Annotated in this window: 10 protein-coding genes, 1 tRNA gene and 1 rRNA gene; 1 reads left to right on the plus strand and 11 read right to left on the minus strand. The window is 69.6% G+C overall.

The genetic code is table 11. The features are described 5' to 3' along the window. Positions 1-604: 604 nt before the first annotated feature. From ACWD0J_RS21925 to ACWD0J_RS21960, 8 genes are all read right to left on the minus strand, one after another. Positions 605-985, minus strand: coding sequence for a helix-turn-helix domain-containing protein (locus ACWD0J_RS21925; protein WP_451497475.1), 381 nt, complete (start codon positions 983-985; stop codon positions 605-607). A gap of 109 nt (positions 986-1,094) precedes the next feature. After that, a complete protein-coding gene (locus ACWD0J_RS21930; protein ID WP_451497476.1) occupies positions 1,095-1,640 on the minus strand; it encodes a CinA family protein in 546 nt (181 codons plus the stop codon). Then, positions 1,637-2,551 (minus strand): CDP-diacylglycerol--glycerol-3-phosphate 3-phosphatidyltransferase, encoded by a 915-nt coding sequence (pgsA, locus tag ACWD0J_RS21935; RefSeq protein WP_451497477.1) that lies wholly within the window; start codon positions 2,549-2,551, stop codon positions 1,637-1,639. The genes ACWD0J_RS21930 and pgsA overlap by 4 nt, the downstream gene beginning before the upstream one ends. Then, on the minus strand, positions 2,548-4,044 hold the full coding sequence (rimO, locus tag ACWD0J_RS21940) for a 30S ribosomal protein S12 methylthiotransferase RimO (protein ID WP_451497478.1): 1,497 nt from the start codon (positions 4,042-4,044) through the stop codon (positions 2,548-2,550). The genes pgsA and rimO overlap by 4 nt, the downstream gene beginning before the upstream one ends. 85 nt (positions 4,045-4,129) lie before the next feature. After that, positions 4,130-4,966 (minus strand): helix-turn-helix domain-containing protein, encoded by an 837-nt coding sequence (locus ACWD0J_RS21945; RefSeq protein WP_451497479.1) that lies wholly within the window; start codon positions 4,964-4,966, stop codon positions 4,130-4,132. Positions 4,967-5,199: 233 nt separating this feature from the next. Then, positions 5,200-7,935, minus strand: coding sequence for a DNA translocase FtsK (locus tag ACWD0J_RS21950; protein ID WP_451497480.1), 2,736 nt, complete (start codon positions 7,933-7,935; stop codon positions 5,200-5,202). 180 nt (positions 7,936-8,115) lie between these two features. Then, positions 8,116-8,799, minus strand: coding sequence for a response regulator (locus ACWD0J_RS21955; RefSeq protein ID WP_451497481.1), 684 nt, complete (start codon positions 8,797-8,799; stop codon positions 8,116-8,118). Between the two features lie 380 nt (positions 8,800-9,179). Then, complete coding sequence (locus ACWD0J_RS21960; RefSeq protein ID WP_451497482.1) at positions 9,180-14,666, minus strand: HAMP domain-containing protein; 5,487 nt, start codon at positions 14,664-14,666, stop codon at positions 9,180-9,182. A gap of 374 nt (positions 14,667-15,040) precedes the next feature. Here ACWD0J_RS21960 and ACWD0J_RS21965 point away from each other — a divergent pair, with 374 nt between their 5' ends. Then, positions 15,041-17,794, plus strand: a complete 2,754-nt coding sequence (locus ACWD0J_RS21965; protein WP_451497483.1) for a SpoIIE family protein phosphatase — start codon at positions 15,041-15,043, stop codon at positions 17,792-17,794. Between the two features lie 49 nt (positions 17,795-17,843). On the opposite strand, the gene ACWD0J_RS21970 is transcribed toward ACWD0J_RS21965, so the two are convergent. From ACWD0J_RS21970 to rrf, 3 genes are all read right to left on the minus strand, one after another. Continuing rightward, a tRNA-Thr gene (locus ACWD0J_RS21970) sits at positions 17,844-17,919 on the minus strand. Between the two features lie 94 nt (positions 17,920-18,013). Next, complete coding sequence (locus ACWD0J_RS21975; protein ID WP_451497486.1) at positions 18,014-18,676, minus strand: DegT/DnrJ/EryC1/StrS family aminotransferase; 663 nt, start codon at positions 18,674-18,676, stop codon at positions 18,014-18,016. A gap of 114 nt (positions 18,677-18,790) precedes the next feature. Beyond that, positions 18,791-18,885: ribosomal RNA gene (gene rrf, locus ACWD0J_RS21980) — 5S ribosomal RNA — on the minus strand; the annotation flags it as partial.

Below are 18,885 nucleotides of genomic sequence, written 5' to 3' on the forward strand. Positions count from 1 at the left end.
CCTGACAGCACCGCCCGCGTCCGCCGAAGCCCCACCCGCCGACCCCGCGCCATCCCCGCCCGGCACCACCGCCCGATCCCCGACCCCGCGCCAGGCCCGCGCCCACCTCCCCGTCGCGACCGCCCCGACGGCCCGCGCCTTCGACACGCAGTGCACCGGCAGCAGACTCAGCCCCCACCCCCCGGCCGCGACCGCCCCCTCCAGTGCCCCCGCGTCCGGCGACAGCGCAAGCCGCACCACAGACCACCACCACAGCGCCCCCAGCCCCAGGCACGCGCTGAAGGCACCCCAGGCCCTCCAGCCCACCCGCGGCCTGGGAACCCCGCAAGCCCCCCAGCGCACTGCCGGCCGTGCCATGTACCTCCACACCTCCAACCCGGCGCCAGACCGCCGTACCGCCGTACCCGCCGTCCTCACCCGCGGGGAGGGCGCACCGACGGCAAACGGTCGCGGCCTTCACCCGGTCGCCTGGTCCACGATGCACGAAAGCCCCGACCGGCGCCTCTCCAGACCACCTGTTCCCAGATCATCCGAAGAGCCCCCGGCCGGGGCCTCGCACACGTCTTCAGTGCGTCGTCAGGTCACGCACAACACGCGCGTGACGTCACGCGGCAACCACGTCCACCGCTTCGGCGGGCGCCTTGATGGTCACCCGTTCCGGTGGCACACCGGTCACCGAGACGGAACCCAGCATCGGGCGAACCTGCGTGGTCACAGATCCGCTGGGAGTGGCCGCAGCAGACTGGGCCAGCTCGGCGAGAGCGAGTTCGTCGCTCACTTCCCGCATGAGCTCGGACATCCGTACGTCCAGCGCGTCGCAGATGGCGGAGAGCAGCTCGGAGGAAGCCTCCTTCTGCCCCCGCTCCACCTCGGAGAGATAGCCGAGTGAGACTCGGGCGGACGAGGAGACTTCGCGCAGAGTACGGCCCTGGCGCTGGCGCTGCCGACGCAGCACGTCACCCAGCAGGCGACGGAGCAGAATCATCGGTGGCTCCCTCCTCGGACCGCGTAGCCGCATCCTTCTCGCCCCACCGTACCGCCTTGCGCCGCGGCCGTGCGGGGAGCGATGTCGTGTTCACTCAGGGCTGCAAACATCAAAACCCCCCGTTCCGTTCCGTATCCTGTGCCCGCTCATTTCCGGTCTGTTCGCTCACAAGCTCCTCAAGGAGCAGTGCGAGTACGCTCCGTACACTCTCCATACGAATTTCCGCACGGTCGCCGTTCAACCGCAGTGCGGTCACTTTCTCGCCACCGCGTACCCCGGAATCCGGTGCGGCCGGCCCGTCGACAGCCACGAAAACCGTTCCGACGGGCTTGCCGTCCTGCGGTTCCGGGCCGGCGACTCCGGTGGTCGCGATACCCCAGTCGGCGCCGAGCGCTGTGCGCACTCCGGCCGCCATCCGGGCCGCGACCTGCGGATCCACCGCTCCGTGCTCCGCCAGCAAGGCGGCGTCGACACCCAGCAGCCGATGCTTGAGTTCGGTGGCGTAGGCGGTCACCGAGCCCCGGAAGACCCGGGACGCTCCGGGGACCGCCGTGACCTCGGCCGCGACCAGCCCTCCGGTGAGCGACTCGGCGACAGCGAGCGTCTCACCCCTCACCGTGAGTAGTCGTACCACTTCGGTGGCCGCGGAACTCACGCTTCCGTCTCCTCCAACGCCGCCTTGCGCTCGGCGATTCCCTGCCGGCGCAGCACAATGGCCTGTCTCACATAGTCGAGTCCGGTCAGCACGGTCAGCACGACCGCCGCCGCCATCACCCAGAACCTCAAGGTGGCCAGCCACCCCGTCAGCGCCAGGACGTACATCCCGACCGCCACGCCCTGGATGAGGGTCTTCAGCTTGCCGCCGCGGCTCGCCGGGATGACGCCGTACCGGATGACGAGAAAACGCAACAGCGTGATCCCGAGTTCCCGGCCGAGGATGACGCCCGTCACCCACCACGGCAGATCACCGAGCGCCGACAGACAGATCAGCGCCGCCCCCATGATCGCCTTGTCGGCGATGGGGTCGGCGATCTTCCCGAAGTCGGTGACGAGGTTGTACGTCCGGGCCAGATGCCCGTCGAACAGGTCGGTGATCATGGCGACGGCGAAGGCCGCCCAGGCGAACGAGCGCCACGCCGGGTCGTAGCCGCCGTCGGCCAGCATCAGCGCGACGAAGCCGGGCACGAGGAGCAGCCGGAGCATGGTCAGCAGATTGGCGATGTTCCAGACGCTGGCCTCGTTGACGGCCGCCGCCGCCAGTTTCCCGCCTCGCAATGACTTGGCACCGGACTCGGCACCACTGGCGCCGACACCATCACCGTCACTGTCACCCTCACCAGAGACACGGGCAGCTTCCGAGACACCAGGAGAGCCGGAAACACCGGACACAGCGGAAACACCGGGCGAGGCGGGGACGGCCGAAACACCGGAGACAGCGGCGCCCGAGAGGCCGGAGACAGCGTCGGAGGCGGCACCGGACGCGGACGGGGCACCCGAGGCCGCCGCACCCGTGGCCGCGCCCTGTGCGGCGGGGCCACCCGGGGCGGACGCCGGGACTCCGGTCATCTGCCCGCCTCCTCACTACACGCGAGCGAGCCCTGCAGCGGCTCGGCCACCAGGTCGACACCTTCCGTACCGACCACCTTCGCCTCGACCATACGACCGACGCTCAGTCCTTCGCCGCTCGTGAGCAGCACCTGGCCGTCCGTCTCCGGTGCCTGGTGCTCGCCCCGGCCGTAGACACCCTCGTCGTCCACCGACTCCACGAGCACGTGCACGGTCTCGCCCACGCGCTCCTCGGACCGCTGCGAGACGAGTTCCTCGGCCAGCCGGGAGACCCGGGCGAGCCGCTCCGCGACGACGTCCTCGTGCAGCTTGTTCTCGTACGTCGCCGCTTCCGTGCCCTCCTCGTCGGAGTACCCGAAGACACCGATGGCATCCAGCCTCGCGCCCTCCAGGAAGCGCTCCAGCTCGGCCAGGTCGTCCTCGGTCTCGCCGGGGAACCCCACGATGAAGTTGGAGCGCACGCCCGCCTGAGGAGCCTTGCTCCGGATGGTGTCGAGCAGTTCCAGGAAGCGGTCGGTGTCGCCGAAGCGCCGCATCGCGCGCAGCACGCCGGGCGCGGAGTGCTGGAAGGACAGGTCGAAGTAGGGCGCGACCTTCGGCGTCGACGTCAGGACGTCGATCAGCCCGGGCCGCATCTCGGCCGGCTGGAGGTAGCTGACGCGCACCCGCTCGATGCCGTCGATCTCGGCGAGCTCCGGCAGCAGGGACTCCAGCAGGCGGATGTCGCCCAGGTCCTTGCCGTACGACGTGTTGTTCTCGGAGACCAGCATGATCTCCTTGACGCCCTGCTCGGCCAGCCACCGCGTTTCGTTCAGGACGTCCGAGGGGCGCCGCGAGATGAAGGAACCGCGGAAGGAGGGGATGGCGCAGAAGGTGCAGCGCCGGTCGCAGCCGGAGGCGAGCTTCACGGAGGCGACCGGGGCGCCGTCCAGGCGGCGGCGCAGGGGTGAGCGGGGGCCGGAGGCCGGAGCGAGCCCCTCCGGAAGGTCGGCGGGAGCGGCCTCGGCCTCCACCGCGCCCGGCCCGTGCCCCGGCAGCGCGACGGACGTGGCCGACTCCTGCCGCTCGGCGGGGCTGATCGGGAGCAGCTTGCGCCGGTCGCGCGGCGTGTGCGAGGCGTGGATGCCGCCGTTCAGGATGGTCTGCAGGCGGTCGGAGATGTCGGCGTAGTCGTCGAAGCCGAGCACGCCGTCGGCCTCGGGGAGCGCCGCGGCGAGATCCTTGCCGTAGCGCTCGGCCATGCAGCCCACCGCCACGACGGCCTGGGTTCTGCCATGCCCCTTGAGGTCGTTGGCCTCCAGGAGGGCGTCGACGGAGTCCTTCTTGGCGGCCTCGACGAAGCCGCATGTGTTGACGACGGCGACGTCCGCGTCCGCGGCGTCCTCCACGAGGGCCCAGCCGTCCGCCTCCAAGCGGCCTGCGAGCTCCTCCGAGTCCACCTCGTTACGGGCGCAGCCAAGGGTGACGAGTGCGACGGTACGGCGTTCAGGCATGGGCTCAAGACTACTTCGTCCCGCTGACACCCCACGTCGACGGGGTTGGCCGATCTTGGCCAACCCCGTTCGTGCGCACCCCGTCCTAGCCGACCTGGGGGTCGCCCTTGGTGTAGGTGAGCCGCTCGACGGCTCCCGGCTGGAAGTTGTTCTCGATCTCCTTGCCGTTCACATAGAGCTGGATCGCGCCCGCGTCACCGAGGACGAGGTTGACCTTCTCGTTGTCCTGGAAGGTCTTGGACTCGCCCTGCTTGAGCAGTCCGTCGAACAGGATCCGGCCGTTGTGGTCCTTGGCCGAGATCCAGCTCTTTCCGTCGGCGGCGCTGACCTGGACGGTCACCTTGTCCAGCGGCGCGGCGGCGATGGCGCTGTCCGAGGGCTCGGGCTTCGTGTCTTCGGGCTTGCCGTTCTTGGGGGTGGGCGAGGCGCTGGTGCCGGTCGAGGGCTCGGAGCCCTCGGCGACCTGCGTCGAGCCCGAGTCGTCGCCGCCCTTGAACGCGGTGAACGCGACGAACCCGACGACGGCGACGATCGCGGCGACCATGGCCGCGGTCCAGTTGGGCCCGCGCCGCTCCGGACGAATGCGTTCCGCCTCGAACAGGGGTGCGGCCGGCGTCGGGGCGGGGCGGCCGCCGTGGTCGTCGTCGTACTGGGCGAGCAGCGGGGCGGGGTCGAGGCGGACGGCCTTGGCCAGGGTCCGGATGTGCCCGCGGGCGTATACGTCTCCGCCGCACGGACCGAAGTCGTCCGCCTCGATGGCGTGCACGATGGCGATGCGCACCCGAGTGGCGGAACTGACGTCGTCGACGGTCAGCCCGGCAGCGATACGTGCCTGCTGGAGGGCACGACCGATCGAGAGGCGGGCTTCCTCACGGTCGTCTTCGAACGGACGCTCGTCTTCAGGGGAGTTGCCGATGGACACGGGGGCGCCTTTCGAGCGTTTTAGCCGCCTGTGCTGGAGGTTCAGTCTAGGGGGGGTACGAAAGGGTGGGGCAACCGGGCGGTGGCACTTTGTACGCCATCGGTATGGCCGGACACGCCGATGGCGGGGCAGCAGCTTGTCGCTTCCCTCAACTTGACGTACGCGGAAGGGAAACGGTTGCTCAATGATCCCTTACGGGTGAGTCACGATCGACCACCCGGCCGGGGCTCCCTTTAAGCCTCCCCGCGGATCACCGCGAGCACGCCGTCCAACTCGTCGGGCTTCACAAGAACGTCACGCGCCTTCGAGCCTTCGGTCGGTCCGACGATCCCCCGGGACTCCATGAGGTCCATGAGCCGGCCGGCCTTCGCGAACCCGACCCGCAGCTTGCGCTGGAGCATCGAGGTGGACCCGAACTGGGTGGAGACCACGAGCTCGGCCGCCTGGCACAGCAGGTCGAGGTCGTCGCCGATCTCCTCGTCGATCTCCTTCTTCTGCTTGGTGCCCACGGTGACGTCGTCCCGGAAGACCGGCGCCATCTGGTCCTTGCAGTGCTGGACGACGACCGCGACCTCCTCCTCGGTCACGAAGGCGCCCTGCATACGGGTGGGCTTGTTGGCTCCCATCGGCAGGAACAGCCCGTCGCCCTTGCCGATCAGTTTTTCGGCGCCGGGCTGGTCGAGGATGACCCGCGAGTCGGCGAGCGAGGAGGTGGCGAAGGCGAGCCGCGAGGGCACGTTCGCCTTGATCAGACCGGTGACGACGTCGACCGACGGCCGCTGCGTGGCGAGCACCAGGTGGATGCCGGCCGCGCGCGCGAGCTGCGTGATGCGCACGATGGAGTCCTCGACGTCCCGCGGCGCGACCATCATCAGGTCGGCGAGCTCGTCGACGATCACCAGCAGGTAGGGGTACGGCTGGAGCTCGCGCTCACTGCCCTCCGGAGGCTTGACCTTGCCCTCACGCACCGCGCGGTTGAAGTCGTCGATGTGGCGATAGCCGTACGCCGCGAGGTCGTCGTACCGCAGGTCCATCTCCCGTACGACCCACTGGAGCGCCTCGGCGGCCCGCTTGGGGTTGGTGATGATCGGCGTGATCAGGTGCGGGATGCCCTCGTAGGCGGTCAGCTCGACGCGCTTGGGGTCGACCAGGATCATCCGGACGTCCTCGGGTGTCGCCCGCATCATGATCGAGGTGATCAGACAGTTGATGCAGGACGACTTGCCGGAACCGGTGGCGCCGGCGACCAGTATGTGCGGCATCTTCGCCAGCGAGTGCATGACATAGCCGCCCTCGACGTCCTTGCCGAAGGCGACCAGCATCGGGTCGTCGTCCTCCGCGGACTGGGCCAGCCGCAGCACGTCACCGAGGTTGACCATCTCCCGGTCGGTGTTCGGGATCTCGATGCCGACGGCCGACTTGCCGGGGATCGGGCTGATGATCCGCACGTCCGGGCTGGCGACGGCGTACGCGATGTTCTTGGCGAGCGCCGTGATCCGCTCGACCTTCACGGCGGGGCCCAGCTCCACCTCGTAGCGCGTGACCGTCGGTCCGCGCGTGAAACCGGTGACGGCGGCGTCGACCTTGAACTCGGTGAAGACGTTCGTGAGCGAGGCGACCACGGCGTCGTTGGCGGCGCTGCGCGCCTTGCCGGGGCCCCCGCGCGTGAGGAGGTCGAGCGAGGGCAGCGCGTAGGTGATGTCGCCGGACAGCTGGAGCTGCTCGGCACGCGCCGGCAGCTCGCGCGGCACGCTGGGCGGGGCCTTCGTGAGGTCCCGGACCTCCCCCTTGCGGGGCGTGTCGAGCTTCTCCTGCCGCGGCCTGGCGGCCGGTGCCGGGACGGCAGTCGGCGTGGGCGTCGGCGTCGTCTCCTCGCGGTCCCCCGCGCTCACCCCCTGGGTGAGGTCAGCGACGACCGGCGAGGGCGGCATGCCGTGCAGGACGGCTCCGTCGAGCGCGGCGGCGGCAGCCGCGGCGACGTCCACGGCGTCCCGCGGACGGTTCATGTCGGGCTGCGGCACGGCGGAACGCCGGGGGCGGCCACGGCGCTTGGTGAGCGCCTCCTGCTCCGCGCTGTCGGGGTCGTACTCCGCCGGCGCGGGAGAGCGCCTGCGGGTGCGGGCGGGCAGCGCCTCGCGCCACTGGTCGTCGTAGCGCTCGTCGTCCTCGGCGAACTCGCCGAACTCCTGGTGGACGGGATCGTGCACGAGGCCGAGCTTCACTCCCAGCAGCCGCAGCCGCTGCGGGATGGCGTTGACCGGGGTCGCCGTGACGACGAGCAGTCCGAAGACCGTGAGCAGCACGAGCAGCGGCACGGCGAGGACCTCGCCCATGGTGTACGTCAGCGGGGTCGCCGCACCCCAGCCGATGAGGCCGCCGGCGTCCCTTATCGCCTGCATGCCACCGCTGCGGGCGGGCGAGCCGCAGGCGATGTGGACCTGGCCGAGCACGCCGACGACGAGCGCGGACAGACCGATCACGATGCGCCCGTTGGCCTCGGGCTGCTCCGGGTGGCGGATGAACCGGACGGCGATGACCGCGAGCAGTATCGGCACCAGCAGGTCGAGCCGCCCGAAGGCGCCGGTGACCAGCATCTCGACGAGGTCACCGACGGGTCCGCGCAGGCTGGACCAGGTGCCGGCGGCGACGATCAGCCCGAGGGCGAGCAGCAGCAGCGCCACGCCGTCCTTGCGGTGGGCGGGGTCGAGGTTCCTCGCGCCCTGCCCTATGCCGCGGAACACCGCGCCGACAGCGTGCGCGAGGCCCAGCCACAGGGCGCGCACGAGCCGGTAGACGCCTCCGGTGGGGCTGGGCGCCGGTCGGGCAGGCGCGGCTTTCCTCGCCGTGGCCCTTTTGGCGGGCGCCTTCTTCGCGGGGGCCTTTTTCGCCACGGCCTTCTTCGCCGGAGCCTTCGCGGGAGCGGCCGCCTTCTTGGCGGGCTTCTTGGCTGCGGAGGGACGTGAGGCCATAGGTGTGAGGTTACCGGTGGAGACGACAGCGGACACGTGTGCTTACTGCTTCACCCGTTCGTGTCGCTCTTACGAGGGCGCCGAACTGACACCCGCTCATGCGCGACGCCGCCCGGCACAGGACATGGCGACGACGTCCGCGGTCGTACGGGGGGTCAGGCGACGGTTTGCGCGGCGCGGTCAGTTCTGCGAGGACACCGAGGGAGAACTCCCCGTGCCCGGCTCCAGGGCGTCCAGTGCGCGCCGCAACCCGGTGAGTTTGCGTTCGAGATGGGCCGCCGTGGCCACCGCCGCCGCGTCGGCGGAGTCGTCGTCCAGTTGCTTGGACAGCGCTTCGGCCTGCTCCTCGACGGCCGCGAGCCGCGCCGACAGTTCGGCGAGCAGTCCCGCGGGCTCCTTGGCCTCGCCGGCCGCGGCCTTGCCGCCACCGCCCTCCAGCTGGAGCCGCAGCAGTGCGGCCTGCTCCCGCAGCTGACAGTTCTTCATGTACAGCTCAACGAAGACGGAGACCTTCGCGCGCAGCACCCAGGGATCGAAGGGCTTGGAGATGTAGTCGACCGCACCCGCCGCGTACCCGCGGAAGGTGTGGTGCGGTCCGTGGTTGATCGCGGTGAGGAAGATGATCGGGATGTCCCGGGTCCGCTCCCGCCGCTTGATGTGCGCGGCCGTTTCGAAACCGTCCATGCCCGGCATCTGGACATCCAGCAGAATCACCGCGAAGTCGTCCGTGAGCAGTGCTTTGAGCGCTTCCTCCCCGGACGATGCCCGCACCAGCGTCTGATCGAGCGCGGAGAGAATGGCCTCCAGCGCCAGCAGATTCTCCGGCCGGTCATCGACCAGGAGGATCTTGGCCTTCTGCACCATGGCCCGCCCTCCTCGCCCCGGCGTGGGGCCTCCCCTGTCCGCAGGACTGGGGGTGACACCGTCCGGCGCCGTCCCCGGGGACGGCTCCCTTGCGCCGCCCGTCCTTGTGCCGGTCATCGTAGCCGCACCCCGCCTGTCGCCACACCCTGTCACCGCGATGTCACTGTGCACGTAGCAGAAACGCGGTGGAAGACCAGAAGGTTCCCCGAATCCCGTGCTTCTACACGACCTCCACCACTCAGAGTCAGCAACTCCGCTCACCCGTCGAAGGTTCCCGCCGCATCGACACGAAGTCTGAACAAAGCCCGACCGTTACCGCCACTTCCCCCGCGTCGTCGCTCTCCCGGGTCGTCACTCCCCTCGCAGCCCTCCCCGGATCGTCACTCCCCCCGCATCCACTGCTCCATCACCGCCAGCAGGTGATCGGGGTCGACCGGCTTGGTGACGTAGTCGGAGGCGCCCGACTCGATCGCCTTCTCCCGGTCGCCCTTCATCGCCTTCGCGGTCAGCGCGATGATCGGCAGCCCGGCGAACTGCGGCATCCTGCGGATCGCCGTGGTCGTCGCGTACCCGTCCATCTCGGGCATCATGATGTCCATCAGGACGACCGCCACGTCGTCGTGCTGCTCCAGGACCTCGATGCCCTCACGGCCGTTCTCGGCGTACAGCACGGACAGTCCGTGCTGTTCGAGGACGCTGGTCAGCGCGAACACGTTGCGGATGTCGTCGTCGACGATCAGCACCTTCTCCCCGCCGAACCGGATGCCGCGGCGCGGCTTGGGCGCCGTCTCCTGCTCCGTGGCCGTCGGCCACCCCTCCAGCTGCGCGTGCCGCTGTTCGATCTCCTGTACGGGCCGGCGACGGCGCCGGAAGAGCGCGGCGGCACCGTTCTGCGTCTCCCGGTACGAGGTCACCTCGGCCGGCGTCTCCGCCTCCACGTCGGACAGCTCCGCCGGTTCCTGCCGCCCCGAGGCGGACGCCACCGGGTCTCCTGCCTCCAGGGCGGGCGCGAGCTGGTGATAGCCCTGCGCGGGCAGTTCGCTCGGGTGCAGCGGCAGATACAGCGTGAACGTCGATCCCCGTCCCGGCTCGCTCTGGGCGTGGATCTCACCGCCGAGCAGCTGGGCGATCTCCCGCGAGATCGACAGCCCGAGGCCGGTACCGCCGTACTTGCGACTCGTCGTCCCGTCCGCCTGCTTGAACGCCTCGAAGATCACCCGCATCTTGCTGGCCGCGATCCCGATGCCGGTGTCCGTCACGGAGAACGCGATCAGGCCGGCGTTCGGGTCGCGCAGCGAACCCGTCTCCAGCAGCTGCTCGCGGATCGCCATCGGCACCTCCCGCCCGGCGGGCCGGATGACCAGCTCGACGGCCCCGGAGTCGGTGAACTTCACCGCGTTGGACAACAGGTTGCGCAGGACCTGGAGCAGCCGCTGCTCGTCGGTGTGCAGCGTGGCGGGCAGCTCCGGCGACACCCGCACCGACAGGTCGAGGCCCTTCTCCGCGGTCAGTGGCCGGAAGGTGGCCTCCACGTAGTCCACGAGCTGGACCAGCGCGATACGGGTCGGCGAGACGTCCATCTTGCCCGCCTCGACCTTCGACAGGTCCAGGATGTCGTTGATCAGCTGGAGCAGGTCGGAACCGGCACCGTGGATCGTTTCGGCGAACTCGACCTGCTTCGGGGAGAGATTCCCCTCGGCGTTGTCGGCGAGCAGCTTGGCCAGGATCAGCAGCGAGTTGAGCGGCGTCCGCAGTTCGTGCGACATGTTGGCGAGGAACTCGCTCTTGTAGCGCATCGACACGGCGAGCTGCTCGGCGCGCTCCTCCAGGACCTGCCGCGCCTCCTCGATCTCGGTGTTCTTCACCTCGATGTCACGGTTCTGCTGGGCCAGCAGCTCCGCCTTCTCCTCCAGTTCGGCGTTGGACGCCTGGAGGGCCTTCTGCCGGTTCTCCAACTCGGCCGACCGTTCCCGCAGTTGCTCGGTCAGCTCCTGCGACTGCTTCAGCAGCACCTCCGTCTTGGTGTTGACGGAGATGGTGTTGACGCTGGTCGCGATCATCTCGGCGATCTGGTTGAGGAAGTCCTTCTGGATCTGCGTGAACGGGGTGAAGGAGGCCAGCTCGATGACTCCGAGCACCTTGCCCTCGAACAGCACCGGCAGGACGATCACCTGCGCGGGCGGCGCCTCTCCGAGCCCGGAGGAGATCTTCAGATAGCCGCTGGGCGCGTTCTCCACGAGGATCGTGCGCTTCTCCTGGGCGGCCGTCCCGATCAGCGCCTCACCCGGCCGGAACGAGGACGGCATGGAGCCCATCGAGTAGCCGTACGACCCGAGCATGCGCAGCTCGTACGCGTCCTCGCTCTCGGCGCTCATGTCCTTGCCGTCGAGCAGGGGCATCGCGAGGAAGAACGCGCCGTGCTGCGCGGACACCACCGGCGTCAGCTCGCTCATGATCAGCGAGGCCACGTCCGCCAGGTCGCGGCGGCCCTGCATCAGCGCGGAGATGCGGGCCAGGTTGCCCTTGAGCCAGTCCTGCTCCTTGTTGGCGATCGTGGTGTCGCGCAGGTTGGCGATCATCTTGTTGATGTAGTCCTGGAGCTCCTGGATCTCCCCGGACGCGTCCACGTCGATCTTCAGGTTCAGGTCACCGCGGGTCACCGCGGTCGCCACGCGCGCGATGGCGCGCACCTGCCGGGTCAGGTTCCCGGCCATCTCGTTCACCGACTCGGTGAGGTCGCGCCAGGTGCCGTCGACGTCCCGCACCCGCGCCTGACCGCCCAGCTGGCCTTCCGTGCCCACCTCGCGGGCCACCCGGGTGACCTCCTCGGCGAACGACGACAGCTGGTCCACCATCGTATTGATCGTCGTCTTGAGCTCGAGGATCTCCCCCCGGGCGTCGATGTCGATCTTCTTCGTCAGGTCGCCCTTGGCGATGGCGGTCGTCACCATGGCGATGTTGCGCACCTGGCCGGTCAGGTTGGACGCCATCTGGTTCACCGACTCGGTGAGGTCCTTCCACGTGCCCGCCACACCCGGCACCCGCGCCTGACCGCCCAGGATGCCGTCCGTGCCCACCTCACGGGCCACCTTGGTGACCTGGTCGGCGAACGAGCTCAGCGTCTTCACCATGGTGTTGAAGGTGTCCGCGAGCTGCGCGACCTCACCGCGCGCCTCGATGGTCACCGTCCGTGTCAGGTCGCCGTTGGCCACCGCGGCGGCCACCTGGGAGATGTTGCGCACCTGCACGGTCAGGTTGTTGGCCATCAGGTTCACGTTGTCGCTGAGGTCCTTCCAGATGCCCGTGACACCGGGCACCCGCGCCTGACCGCCCAGCTGGCCCTCGGTGCCCACCTCGCGGGCCACCCGGGTCACCTGCTCGGCGAACGACGACAACTGGTCGACCATCGTGTTGACCGTGGTGACGAGTTCGAGGATCTCGCCCCGCGCGTCGACGGTGATCTTCTTCGACAGGTCGCCCTTGGCGACGGCCGTCGTGACCTCGGCGATGTTGCGCACCTGGATGGTCAGGTTGTTCGCCATGAAGTTCACGGACTGCGTGAGGTCCTTCCAGGTGCCGGAGACACCCTGCACCTCCGCCTGACCGCCGAGGATGCCCTCCGTACCCACCTCACGGGCGACCCGGGTGACCTCCTCGGCGAACGACGACAGCTGGTCCACCATCGTGTTCAGGGTGTTCTTCAGCTCCAGGATCTCGCCGCGCGCGTCCACGGTGATCTTCTGGGACAGGTCACCCCGGGCCACCGCCGTGGCGACCTGCGCGATGTTGCGCACCTGGCCGGTCAGGTTGGACGCCATGCCGTTCACCGAGTCGGTGAGGTCGCGCCACACACCGGCGACACCGGGCACCTGCGCCTGACCGCCGAGCCGGCCCTCGGTGCCCACCTCGCGGGCCACCCGGGTCACCTGGTCGGCGAAGGCGGACAGCTGGTCCACCATCGTGTTGATGGTGTTCTTCAGCTCCAGGATCTCGCCGCGCGCGTCGACGTCGATCTTCTGCGACAGGTCACCCCGGGCCACCGCCGTCGTCACCTGTGCGATCTGCCGCACCTGCGAGGTGAGGTTGCCGCCCATGAAGTTGACGGAGTCGGTGAGCTCCTTCCACGTACCGGACACCCCCGGCACCACGGCCTGACCGCCGAGCCGGCCCTCGGTGCCCACGTCCCGGGCCATTCGCGTCACCTGGTCGGCGAAGGCCGACAGCTGGTCCACCATCGTGTTCACGGTGTTCTTCAGCTGGAGCATCTCGCCGGAGACGTCCACCGTGACCTTCTGGGACAGGTCACCGTTCGCCACGGCCGTCGTGACCTGGGCGATGTTCCTCACCTGTCCGGTGAGATTGCGGAACGCGGTGTTGACGGAGTCCGTGAGGTCCTTCCACGTACCGGCGGCCCCGGACACCTGCGCCTGGCCGCCGAGCTCACCCTCGACACCGACCTCGCGCGCCACGCGCGTCACTTCGGCACCGAACGCGGACAGCTGGTCCACCATCCCGTTGACGGTGTTCTTCAGCTCCAGCATCTCGCCGGCCACGTCCACGGTGACCTTCTGGGACAGGTCACCGCTGGCCACGGCCGTCGTCACGGCGGCGATGTCCCGCACCTGGATGGTGAGGTTCCGGAAGACCGTGTTCACCGAATCGGTGAGGTCCTTCCAGGTTCCCGCCGCACCCGGCACGTTCGCCTGCCCGCCGAGCCGCCCCTCCGCGCCGACCTCGTTGGCCACCCGTGTGACCTCGTCGGCGAACGTGCGCAGCGTCTCGGTCATCTGGTTGATCGTGTCGGCGAGCTGCGCGACCTCGCCACGCGCCGAGACCGTCACCTTCTGCGACAGGTCACCGCTGGCGACCGCGGTCGTCACCTGGGAGATCCCGCGCACCTGGGCCGTCAGGTTGCCGGCCATCAGGTTCACCGAATCGGTGAGGTCCTTCCACACACCGGCCACACCGGGGACCTGCGCCTGACCGCCCAGCTCGCCCTCGACGCCGACCTCGCGTGCGACGCGCGTCACCTCGGAGGAGAACGACGACAGCTGGTCCACCATCGTGTTGACGGTGTTCTTCAGCTCCAGCATCTCGCCGGCGACGTGAACCGTGACCTTCCGGGACAAGTCACCCTTGGCGACCGCCGTCGTCACCAGCGCGATGTCCCGCACCTGAGCCGTCAGCCGGTACGCCATCGTGTTGACGGACTCGGTCAGGTCCTTCCACGAACCCGACATACCACGCACCCGGGCCTGTCCGCCCAGCTTGCCCTCGGTCCCCACCTCGCTGGCCACCCGCGTGACCTCGTCGGTGAACGTCGACAACTGGTCGACCAGGTTGTTGACGGTCCGCCCGACCTTCAGGAACTCCCCGCGCAACGGATGCCCGGTGCCGTCCGGCGCCTGTGTCCGCAGTTCCATACGCGGCGACAGATCGCCCTCCGCCACCGCGGACAGCACCCGGCTGACCTCGGAGACAGGGCGCACGAGATCGTCGACCAATGCGTTCGAGGCGTCGATGGCGGCCGCCCAGGAGCCCTCGGAGGCGCCTGTTTCCAGCCGCTCCGTGAGTTTTCCCTCACGCCCCACCATGCGCCGCACGCGTGACAATTCTCCCGTCAAATGGAGATTGCGGTCAGCCACCTCGTTGAAAACCGCGGCAATCTCCGACATCACGCCGTCGCCGGAGACCGTGAGCCGCTTTCGGAAGTTCCCGTCGCGCATCGCCACGAGGGCCACCAGCAGTCGGTTCAGGGAAGCCGTGTCCACCTCAGTGGTCCCTCCGCGCGTCTCGCGCCGGTTACTCGGGGACTGTCCGCCTTTCGCACGCGTCTTAGTGCCCCGCGTCGCTGCGCCAGACTCCACTGTGTCCCTCCCGCAGGGGTCGACCGTTACTGCTGTGCTCGGAACTGCTGCTCGGCGTACCAGTTACCGCTGGGCAATCCTGCCCACGCTGTCAGACCGCGCCAGGGGCTGCTGCCCACCGTGTGCACATCGCACTCAGCCTGCCAGTACCTTCACCGGAAGCTTGCCCAGTGTTTCACCCTGGCTGAACCAGGCCATAACAGTTCGGCAGCTTCGCACATCGTCCGCACACCCTCCGACGGAAACACTGGTGACCGGCATCCGCATGGACGGGGAAGGTAAGTAACCTTGCATGCGGCTGTCCAGCCACGCCGGTCCGTCCGGCCTGGGCGGTGGCACGAGAACGAGCGGGCATCGGAGGGGCGGCCGCACACATGACCACCGGACTGATCCCTGGGGGACAGCCCCCGGACCCCCGGCCGACGGGCGTCCTGCCGCAGCAGCGGCACGAGCCGGCCGGCCCCGCAGCCCTGCACGTCGACAACCGGCCGAGGAGTTCAGTGATCACCGCGCGCGCGGCCGCCAGCTTCGAGCCCGTCGGGCGATCGGTCGCGAGCGCCCGCTCCTTCGTCCGCGACACCCTCCAGGGCTGGGGTTTCGCCGACATCATCGACGACGCCGTCGTCCTCACCAGCGAACTGGTGACGAACGCCGTGGTGCACGCGGGCACCTCCGCGGACGTCCTGTGCCTGCGCAGTGACGACGGCGTACGGATCGAGGTGGCCGACCACTATCCGGAGCGCGAGATCCCGCTCCAGGGCCAGGCCGTCGACATGGGCAACCTCGACCGCGAGGGCGGCCGCGGTCTCCAGCTGTGCGCGGCGCTGGCGAACCGCTGGGGCGTGGAGTACACGCCCACCAACAAACAGGTCTGGTTCCAACTCGACCTTCCCGAGCGTCCGGTGGGCACCCGCGCCGCGGGCCCGTCCCTGCCCGTCGACCTCCTGCCGCTCGCCGACGGCCGCGTCCGCGTCGCCGTCGTCCAGATCGACCGTACGGGCGCCATCACGTCCTGGAACGAGGACGGCGAGGAACTCTTCGGCTACGCCGCCGAGCAGGTCATCGGCAAGCCCCTGACCGACCTCGCCGCCTGGCCGCACACCCCCGGCACCAGCACCGGCATCGTGGAGGCCCTCCAGCTCTCCCGCTGGGAGGGCAGTTACGGCATCAGGGACGCGAGCGGTCGCGTCACCTCCGTATACGCCTCCCACCTGCGCGTGCGCGACACGACCGGCGAGCCGTCCACGGTCTGCCTCCTGGTCCGCGACCACGAACGCGCCGTCCTGCAGACGCCGCTCAGGGTCCCCTCCTCCGACACGTCCACCACCTCCGACGGCCAGAGCACCGACCCCTTCGAGGTGTTCATCGGCTCCCCTGCCCCGGACGACCTCGACGGCCTCCTCCAGCGCACGGTGGAACGCGCCCGCGACATGCTCGACGCCGACTCCGCGTTCCTGCTGCTGGCCACCGACGACGAAACCGAGTTGGAGGTCCGCGCCTCCACCGGCCTGCCCTCCGCCCGCCAGCGCTTCGCCCGCGTCCCCGTCGAGGCGGGCCCCGGCCGCTACGGCTCGGCCCGCATGCCGGCCGTCCATGACGACCTCACGGCCGTCCCGGGCGCCGTACCGCTGCTCAGCGGCACCGGCATGCGCTCGGTCGTCACGGTCCCCCTGAAGGTGGAGGGCCGTCTCACGGGCTCCCTCGGTGTCGCGGCGGAGGCCCCGGGCAGGTACTCGAACGAGGAGGCCCTGCGCCTGCAGTTCGCCGCCGACCGCATCGCGCTGGCGGTGGAGTCCGCCCGCCTCGGCGAACTCGAACGCCTGCGCCGAGGCTCCCTGAGCTTCCTCGTCGAGGCCTCCGACCTGCTGGCCGGCACCCTGGACCGCGACCAGACCCTCGCCCTGATGGCCCAGATGACGGTCCCGACCCTGGCCACCTGGTGCGCGGTCTACACGATCGCCGACCAGGCCTCCGATCCGTATCTGTCGTACGTCCTGCACGAGGACGAGGAACTGATCGACGGCATCAAGTCCCTGCTCTCGAAGGTCCCCCCGCCGGATCCGGTCCCGACCCCCGGCGCCCGTGTCTGGTCGGCGCCCGGCGAGGCGGCCCACCAGGCGGCCCTGCGCAGCTCCATGCGCAGCCTGGGCCTGAACGGCGGGCCGACCCGCCAGCTCGCCTCGGGCATCGGCCCCACGCTCGCCACGGCGTCGGCGGTGGGCGGCGAGACCGTCGTCCTGCCGCTCGTGGCCCGCAACCGGGTCATCGGCATGCTGACCCTGGGCAAGCCCACCGACGAACACTTCCGCCAGGAAATCCTGGAACTGGCCGAGGACTTGAGCCGCCGGGCCGCCCTCGCCCTCGACAACGCCCGCCTCTACTCCGAGCGCACGGCCATCAGCCAGTCCCTCCAGCGCAGCCTCCTGCCGCCCGAGCTCCCGGTGATCGAGGGCGTCGAGGTAGAGGTCATCTACCGCGCGGCCGGCGAAGGCAACGAAGTCGGCGGCGACTTCTACGACGTGTTCCCCATCCGCGACGGCGCCTACGGCTTCGCCATCGGCGACGTCTGCGGTACGGGCCCGAACGCGGCGGCGGTCACGGGCCTGGCCCGCCACGCGCTGAGGTTGCTGGCCCGCGAGGGCCTGAGCGGCCCGGCGGTCCTGGAGCGCCTGAACTCCGCGATCCTCGACGAGGGCGCCCGCAGCCGCTTCCTGACGCTCCTGTACGGCGAGTTGTGGCCTCAGGAGGACGGCAGCGCCCAACTGAAGGTGGTCTGCGCCGGCCACCCCCTCCCGCTCCGCCTGCGCCAGGACGGCACGGTCGAACCGGCCGCCGAACCCCAGCCGCTCCTCGGCGTCATGGACGACCTGGAGCTGTACGAGCAGAACGTCACGCTCGATCCCGGCGATGTCCTCCTGTGTGTCACGGACGGCGTCACCGAACGCCGCGAGGGCACCCGCATGCTGGGCGACGACGGCCTCGCGGACGTCCTCACGACCTGCACGGGCCTCACGGCGGGAGCGGTGGCGGCCCGCATCATGCGCGCCGTGGAGCGCTTCGCCTCGGACGCCCCCTCCGACGACATGGCGATCCTGGCGATGCGCGTCCTCGGCCTCCCGAAGGACTGACAGCGGACATGCGAAAGGCCCCCACCCGAAAGGGTGAGGGCCTTTTGTCTGGAGCCCCCAAACGGAATCGAACCGTTGACCTTCTCCTTACCATGGAGACGCTCTACCGACTGAGCTATAGGGGCCGGTCGCCTTGCGGGATTTCCCCTGCGGCAACGGGATAGATCATACCCCGAACGGACCCGTGCTCCCAACTGCGCTCGCCAGACCGCAAGGCCGTCAAAAGGCGGGCTGCAGCAGTCCTCCGAGCGCATTGCACGCGCCCACGATCCGATGCATCTCCCGCCTCGTCAAAGAGGCGTGCACCGGCAGCGCCAGCGTCTGGTCAGCGGCCCGCTCGGTCTCCGGCAGCGACACACACCGCCGGAACTCCGGCAGCCGGTGCACGGGCGTCTTCACCGGCACCCGGCACTCGACACCCCGGGCCCGCACGGCCCGGGCGAAGGCGTCCCGGTCCGGCCGCCCGTTCCCCGGGACACGGACGACGTACTGCTGATAGGTGTGTCCGACAACGCTCTCAGGCGTGCGCACCCCCCGCAGCTTCCCATCGAGATAGCCGGCCCGCTGCCTGCGCTGGGCGACCTCGTCGTACGGCGCCGTGGACTCCCCTTCCTGCAGCACCAGCAGCCCGTGCCGCTCCCCGACCCCGAGCAGGCCCGCCATGTCCGCCGGCCGCCCGAAGCGGTGTACGACGACCACGGCGGACGTCCGCGGTGTCACGACCGCCTCCACGGCGGACGGATCGAGGCAGTACGTGAGCGGGTCGATGTCGGCGAACACCGGAAGCGCCCCGGCCAGCACGACGGCCTCGGCGACCTCCACGTTCCCGAAGGCCGGTACGACGACCTCGTCACCGGCTCCGACGCCGGCGGCCCTGAGCATTGCAGCAGTACCCATGCTTCGGATGCTGGTTGCACAACGTGAACTTCAAGTGACGCAGAACAAAAAAGGGTTGGACCCTGAACCGAAGTTCAGGGTCCAACCCTTTGAAGAATTGTTCGGCGGCGTCCTACTCTCCCACAGGGTCCCCCCTGCAGTACCATCGGCGCTGTAAGGCTTAGCTTCCGGGTTCGGAATGTAACCGGGCGTTT

Source organism: Streptomyces sp. NPDC003011 (assembly GCF_053591515.1).